This window comes from Pantoea sp. Pa-EAmG, from assembly GCF_030024295.1.
In the GTDB taxonomy this organism is placed as follows: domain Bacteria; phylum Pseudomonadota; class Gammaproteobacteria; order Enterobacterales; family Enterobacteriaceae; genus Pantoea; species Pantoea dispersa.
Window position 1 is genome coordinate 1 of record NZ_JASEWO010000231.1, and the last position, 5,764, is coordinate 5,764.

Here is a 5,764-nt window from a genome sequence, read left to right on the forward strand (position 1 = left end):
AACTCTGAAACCGCCTGAATCTGGCAGAAAACGTTATATGATCAATTAACTATTTATTGCCTTACAGGAACAGCCTGACGTGATATTGCGCTATTTTACCTCTCTTTTTTCCAGTCCGGAATCATTACTGCAGGTGATGAGCCGCCAGGAGATTCGTGAATCCATTCAGGAAGGTGACCGGATTATTATTGACGAAGACGGTAACGCTTCGGTTAATCCCCTCAGTCCGCAGGTACAGCAGGACTTCGCCGATCATATTAAGCGCTTAAAGGATATCTGATGGGAACCGCGATATTTATGGTGCTGATGGTCTGCGGCTACTGGTACACCAGTCGCGATATGTCCAGCCGCCTGAAAATAAAACGCTCCTTTGGCTGGGACGTCTATTTTCTTATTGCGCTGTACGGCTGCATTTTTGTCGTTCAGGGCGTGGTCGCCACCGGCCTGGTCTGGCTGCTACTGCTGGCGGCCTCGGCCATCAATAACAGCCTGGCGCTGTCTGCCGATCTCCATGCGCGCTGGCACGTCGATTTCAGGACATGGAGTTTTCTCGGCATTCAGGCACCGGTGGTGATCATGCTGGCGTTTGCCGTGCTGTTTTGTGTGTATCGTTCCAATTCCGGCAGCGCGCGGCTGACCGCCGGCAGTCGCAAAGAACTATATCAGCGCCTGTCCCGCTCTAACGGTATTGAACAACTGCTGCTGCACTGCATGGAAGAAGGCGAACTGGCATGGGTCACGCTGAAATCGCGCCGTATCTACATCGGCATGATTCACGCTGCCACCTTTGAATATCCCAGCACCGCCAATATCGTGCTGATTCCGATGCTCAGCGGCTACCGCGATTCGCGCACGCTGAATCTGGCGATTGAGCATAACTACAGTCGCTGGTATCACCAGCACGAGATTAGCTTTGTCTCCAAACCCAAAAGCGCGCTGGAGTTCCGTAAGGTGCTGATGGTCGACCAGATTGAAAGCCTGTCGCTGTTCGATCCGGCCAGCGCCAGCGCACTGGCTATGGGGAAACATCAGCACACAGAGAAGCGGCAGAATGTTCCGGGCTGAGCCGCGCAGCCACCCTTTACATCCGCGCAGCTGGCAACGGTGGCGCGGGTTCACATGGTAACCGTTAAGGAGTATACAATGACCGATCGTCCCGTTCACGGCGACCAGCCGGATTACGATCCGCGTAAAAACAGCCCCGACCAGAAGCCGAAAGATGACGAAACCAGCGCGCCTGAATCCGGGGATAAACAGGCCGAATAAACCATAAACCGCCTTTTCAGGCGGTTTTTTTTCGCGCCCGGGTCGGGTTAGCCCGGCCACAGCCAGTTACGTACTTCCGGCACGTCTTCACCGTATTCGCGCACATAGCGATGGTGCTCCGCGATGCGCTGCTGCAGGTCGTCGAGCAATTCAGGATGGCGATCGGCCAGGCCCGGCACATGCAAAATCGCCGCCTGCGCCAGATGATAGCGGTCCAGTTCGTTGAGCACCGTCATATCAAACGGCGTGGTGGTGGTGCCCTCTTCGTTAAATCCGTGCACGTGGAAATTGGCGTGATTGCTGCGCTGATAAGTCAGACGATGAATCAGGCTGGGATAGCCATGAAAGGCGAAAATCACCGGTTTGTCGCGGGTAAACAGCGCATCGAAATCCTCTTCCGACTTGCCGTGCGGGTGCTGCTGCTGCGTCTGCAGTGCCAGCAGATCCACCACGTTGACCACGCGAATGCGCAGCGCGGGCAGATAGTTTCGCAGCAGATCCACCGCCGCCAGCGTCTCCATGGTGGGCACATCGCCGGCGCAGGCCATCACCACATCCGGCTCGCCGTCATCGCTCGCCCAGCGCCATTCGCCCATACCCGCCTCGCAGTGGGCAATGGCGCTGTCGATGTCCAGCCACTGCGGTGACGGCTGCTTGCCGGCGACAATCACGTTGATGCGATCCCAGGTGCGCAGACAGTGATCGCCCACCCACAGCAGGGTGTTTGCGTCCGGCGGCAGATAGATGCGCACGATATCCGCCTTTTTATTCGCCACGTGATCGATAAAACCGGGATCCTGATGGCTGTAACCGTTGTGATCCTGACGCCAGACATGTGAAGACAACAGATAGTTGAGCGACGAGATCGGCTGGCGCCAGCCCAGTTTGCGCGCCACCTTTAGCCATTTGGCGTGCTGGTTAAACATCGAGTCGACAATATGGATAAAGGCTTCATAACAGTTAAACAGCCCGTGTCGTCCGGTCAGCAGATAGCCCTCCAGCCAGCCCTGACACTGGTGCTCGCTGAGAATTTCCATTACCCGGCCGTAACGCGCCAGCTGCTCATCATACGGTTCGATGTCCGCCATCCAGCTGCGGCTGGTGACGTCAAAGACCGGCGTCAGGCGATTCGATGCGGTCTCATCTGGCCCGAACAGACGGAAGTTATCGGCGTTGCGCTGAAAAATCGCGCTGAGGTAGTGGCCGAACTGTTTAGTGGCTTCGCCGCGCTGGCTGCCCGGCGCGCCGGTGTCGAGCGCAAACTCGCGGATGTCCGGCGTGTTGAGCGTGCGTCGCAGCCGGCCACCGTTGGCATAGGGCGAGGCGCTCATGCGTTTATCCCCCTGCGGCGCCAGCGCACGCAGTTCCGGCCTGAGTTTACCCGCCTCGTCAAACAGATCCTCCGGCTGATAGCTGCGCAGCCACTGCTCTAACACCTGCCGATGCGACGCGTCTTCGCGACACGCCGCCACCGGCACCTGATGCGCACGCCAGAAATCTTCCACCTTTTTACCGTCCACCTCTTTCGGGCCGGTCCAGCCCTTCGGGCTGCGCAGCACAATCATCGGCCAGCGCGGGATCGCCTGCTCTGCCTGGCCGCTACGCGCCTGCTGCTGATAAGCGGCAATTTTATCAAACGCGTTATCCAGCGCTGCCGCCATCTGCTGATGCATGTCGGCCGGCTCGTGCCCGCAGACAAACAGCGGCTCATAACCGTAACCGCTGAACAGCTGCTGCAGATCGTCATCACTGCTGCGCCCCAGCAGCGTCGGGTTGGCAATTTTGTAGCCGTTCAGATGCAGAATGGGTAGCACCGCACCATCACGCTGCGGATTGAGGAATTTGATGCCGTGCCAGCTGGCGGCAAGCGGCCCGGTTTCGGCTTCGCCGTCACCAATCACGCAGGGTACGATCAGCTGCGGATGATCGAAAACCGCGCCAAACGCATGCGACAGCGAATAGCCCAGCTCGCCGCCTTCATTAATCGAGCCCGGCGTTTCTGGTGCCGCATGGCTGGGAATGCCTCCGGGAAACGAAAACTGCTTAAACAGCCGCTGCATACCGGCGGCATCTTCACTGACGTGCGGATAGATCTCGCTGTAACTGCCTTCGAGCCAGCTGTTCGCCACCATCCCCGGCCCGCCGTGCCCCGGGCCGCAGACGTACAGCAGATCCACCTCGCGCTGGCGGATGATGCGGTTGAGGTGCGCATAGATAAAGTTCAGGCCGGGCGTGGTACCCCAGTGGCCGAGCAGACGTGGCTTGATATGCCCGGGCTGCAGTGGTTCGCGTAACAGCGGGTTGGCCATCAGGTAGATTTGCCCGACGGACAGATAATTGGCGGCGCGCCAGTAGCGATCGATCAGCGCCAGTTCGTCGGCGGCACTCGGATTGGTCATGCCTCTTCTCCTTTGGTTAGCCATCAGTTAACCCTAATAGAGGATAGGCGATGCTGCGAGCCAGACGGTATTTCTGCACTGTTGCTATTAACCGCTGCGCTTATTCAATCTTTCACGAAAATATAAGCGCAGCGGTAAAAGCTGTACACGTAAATATTTTTTCCATTTTGTGCACTATTTAATGGGTCGTGACCCGCAAAACTGGCGCTTTTTCACTTTTGGTCTATTGTGCCTTCTACAGGTAATACCAGTAGAAAATAGAAAAATAAAAGGATCCTAAAATGGACTACAAAATGTTCGCTAACCGACTGCAGCAGTGGCCGCAGTTACATTTTACGGCGATTGAACTGCAGCAACGCGAGATGACCTGCGAGATCTACGCCACGGCGGCTGAGCACCAGACCATGAGCCAGCTGTTTATTTGTCGCGCCAGTGATGAAAAAAATGCACAGGAATTAATCAGACAGTATCGCAGCTGGCTGCATAAATTTAATCTCGGTCGCAGCAGGCGCGATAATTCCCGCCCGCCGCGCAGCGTGTCGGTGAATGTTCCGGGCGCAATAAGCGCAGCGTTAAAATAGAGTTATCGGTATGCTCAACCATTTTTTAGTTGCATGAATCTGCTTCAGCAGCGTATTACTATTCGCGCAGCGTGATAACACCTGGCAATCTGTCTGACGAATAACCTGTGCCATTTTCACTCACAGCAGAAAAAGGTGTTGGGTTGTTATCATCTGTGTAACACTGTACGGATATACAAGTCCCGGAGGTGACGTGAAACAAGTTAACCGTCCTGCACCGGATCTGTATGCGCTGATAGGCAGCGCGGTGACGGAATTTATCAGGGAAGGTAGCGTGTTCAGGATACATGACGTGACGCAGGTGCTGCATACGATGAAAGCAGACGCGCGTGATGAGGATTTCCGGCATCGCTGCGATGCCGCAATAAGGCTACTGGCAGATCTTATGCACTGAACCGATCCCCGCCTGCGCGGGGACCTCTGCGTCAGGCGTCGTCTGGCGTATAACCCACCACTATTTCCAGCGTTCTGCGCAGCACACTTGCCTGCGCTTCATCCTGTGTCGCTTCCAGCGCCATAATCAGACAAAGAATGATGGATTTGTTACTGACGCGGCCTTCGCTGGCCAGCACGCTACGAATGACATCATTCAGTACCGCGGCTTCTTCACTCAATGCCACTCCGGCATCGCGAAAATGCGCCGCCAGTTCCGTGTCCGGCAGCGCAGAATAGAGAGAGTGATTCTCCGACATCGTTCTTTTCCCGTACTGTGAGCAATACAGTCAGATTATAATTTAACTGTCAGTCAGTGCTTGCGGCTGCCGCCACCCTGACCGTTGTGGCCAAACAGCGGATGCACATTATCGCGATCCGATTGTTCGCCACGCCGCTTTTGTCCAGCCGTCATGCTCGACCGGACTTCATCGATTGCCGTGCGAATCGCAGCCGCCTGCGCATCATCGCTGGCCTGCTGCTGCATAATGTGGAGCTCATCAAGCAACGCCTGGGTGGTGACCGGCCCGGAGCGCTGCAGCAGCGTTAACGCCGCTTCGCCGATGATCTCATCAATAAGAGTCTGGTGTTCGCTTCTGTTCATATCATAATAAATCTCTGCATGCTGCCTGCCCCGACCGGGAACGCGACAGAAAAACAGCGCCGCTATCCTGCGGCGCGATACAGCCCGTCACAAGTCATACATGCAGTGATACGTTATCAGAATGGCGTTTTCGTGTGTACAACCTGGACGCTTTCGCTTCGCTCTCAGCTCTCGCGTTCAAATAGCAGGCCAATCAGCTGGTGATAATGGTGCTCTTCTTCCGTGGTAGAAGCGAGCTCCAGACGACGCAGCAGCTTAGTACACAGCGATTTACGGTTCAGATTACGGCCTTCACGCAGGATTTCGACCACGACCTGGCCCAGCGTCTCCTGCTGCGAAGGCAGCGTGGCTTTGCTAAAATAGTTGGCAATCGCCTCGACTGAGTTCGGAGTGTATCCGTTCTGGCGCATAAGTGACTCCCGTTAACATTAAATTGTCAGAAAAATGTTCTGGCTAAGTTGTACAAGTTTTTCAAAATCTGT

At 55.8% G+C, this 5,764-nt stretch carries 9 protein-coding genes; 5 read left to right on the forward strand and 4 right to left on the reverse strand.

Features of this window, described 5'->3' with window-relative positions:
* Positions 1-82: 82 nt before the first annotated feature.
* The 3 genes from QMM04_RS20375 to QMM04_RS20385 all read left to right on the forward strand — a co-directional run bounded on the left by QMM04_RS20375 (position 83) and on the right by QMM04_RS20385 (position 1,266).
* A complete protein-coding gene (locus tag QMM04_RS20375; RefSeq protein WP_282996886.1) occupies positions 83-280 on the forward strand; it encodes a hypothetical protein in 198 nt (65 codons plus the stop codon).
* Positions 280-1,065 (forward strand): hypothetical protein, encoded by a 786-nt coding sequence (locus tag QMM04_RS20380; RefSeq protein ID WP_282996884.1) that lies wholly within the window; start codon positions 280-282, stop codon positions 1,063-1,065. The genes QMM04_RS20375 and QMM04_RS20380 overlap by 1 nt, the downstream gene beginning before the upstream one ends.
* Before the next feature lie 78 nt (positions 1,066-1,143).
* Complete coding sequence (locus QMM04_RS20385; protein WP_255412066.1) at positions 1,144-1,266, forward strand: hypothetical protein; 123 nt, start codon at positions 1,144-1,146, stop codon at positions 1,264-1,266.
* A gap of 47 nt (positions 1,267-1,313) precedes the next feature.
* On the opposite strand, the gene QMM04_RS20390 is transcribed toward QMM04_RS20385, so the two are convergent.
* Complete coding sequence (locus QMM04_RS20390; protein ID WP_282996885.1) at positions 1,314-3,665, reverse strand: phosphoketolase family protein; 2,352 nt, start codon at positions 3,663-3,665, stop codon at positions 1,314-1,316.
* A 281-nt stretch (positions 3,666-3,946) separates the two neighbouring features.
* Here QMM04_RS20390 and QMM04_RS20395 point away from each other — a divergent pair, with 281 nt between their 5' ends.
* A complete protein-coding gene (locus tag QMM04_RS20395) occupies positions 3,947-4,246 on the forward strand; it encodes a hypothetical protein (RefSeq protein WP_072208616.1) in 300 nt (99 codons plus the stop codon).
* A gap of 193 nt (positions 4,247-4,439) precedes the next feature.
* On the forward strand, positions 4,440-4,640 hold the full coding sequence (locus tag QMM04_RS20400) for a hypothetical protein (RefSeq protein ID WP_104186835.1): 201 nt from the start codon (positions 4,440-4,442) through the stop codon (positions 4,638-4,640).
* Positions 4,641-4,671: 31 nt separating this feature from the next.
* Here QMM04_RS20400 and QMM04_RS20405 read toward each other — a convergent pair whose 3' ends face one another.
* From QMM04_RS20405 to ycgZ, 3 genes are all read right to left on the reverse strand, one after another.
* On the reverse strand, positions 4,672-4,938 hold the full coding sequence (locus QMM04_RS20405) for a biofilm development regulator YmgB/AriR family protein (RefSeq protein ID WP_021506323.1): 267 nt from the start codon (positions 4,936-4,938) through the stop codon (positions 4,672-4,674).
* A 53-nt stretch (positions 4,939-4,991) separates the two neighbouring features.
* Entirely contained in the window at positions 4,992-5,282 is a 291-nt protein-coding gene (locus tag QMM04_RS20410) for a hypothetical protein (RefSeq protein WP_058769661.1), read from the reverse strand.
* Between the two features lie 164 nt (positions 5,283-5,446).
* Positions 5,447-5,692, reverse strand: a complete 246-nt coding sequence (gene ycgZ, locus QMM04_RS20415; protein WP_021506325.1) for a regulatory protein YcgZ — start codon at positions 5,690-5,692, stop codon at positions 5,447-5,449.
* Positions 5,693-5,764 lie beyond the last annotated feature (72 nt).

Excerpts from the sequence above, each read along its gene's own strand:
- QMM04_RS20380 (WP_282996884.1), top strand. The coding sequence starts at position 280 with ATGGGAACCGCGATATTTATGGTGCTGATGGTCTGCGGCTACTGGTAC.
- QMM04_RS20385 (WP_255412066.1), top strand. The coding sequence starts at position 1,144 with ATGACCGATCGTCCCGTTCACGGCGACCAGCCGGATTACGATCCGCGT.
- QMM04_RS20390 (WP_282996885.1), bottom strand. The coding sequence starts at position 3,665 with ATGACCAATCCGAGTGCCGCCGACGAACTGGCGCTGATCGATCGCTAC.
- QMM04_RS20395 (WP_072208616.1), top strand. The coding sequence starts at position 3,947 with ATGGACTACAAAATGTTCGCTAACCGACTGCAGCAGTGGCCGCAGTTA.
- QMM04_RS20405 (WP_021506323.1), bottom strand. The coding sequence starts at position 4,938 with ATGTCGGAGAATCACTCTCTCTATTCTGCGCTGCCGGACACGGAACTG.
- QMM04_RS20410 (WP_058769661.1), bottom strand. The coding sequence starts at position 5,282 with ATGAACAGAAGCGAACACCAGACTCTTATTGATGAGATCATCGGCGAA.
- ycgZ (WP_021506325.1), bottom strand. The coding sequence starts at position 5,692 with ATGCGCCAGAACGGATACACTCCGAACTCAGTCGAGGCGATTGCCAAC.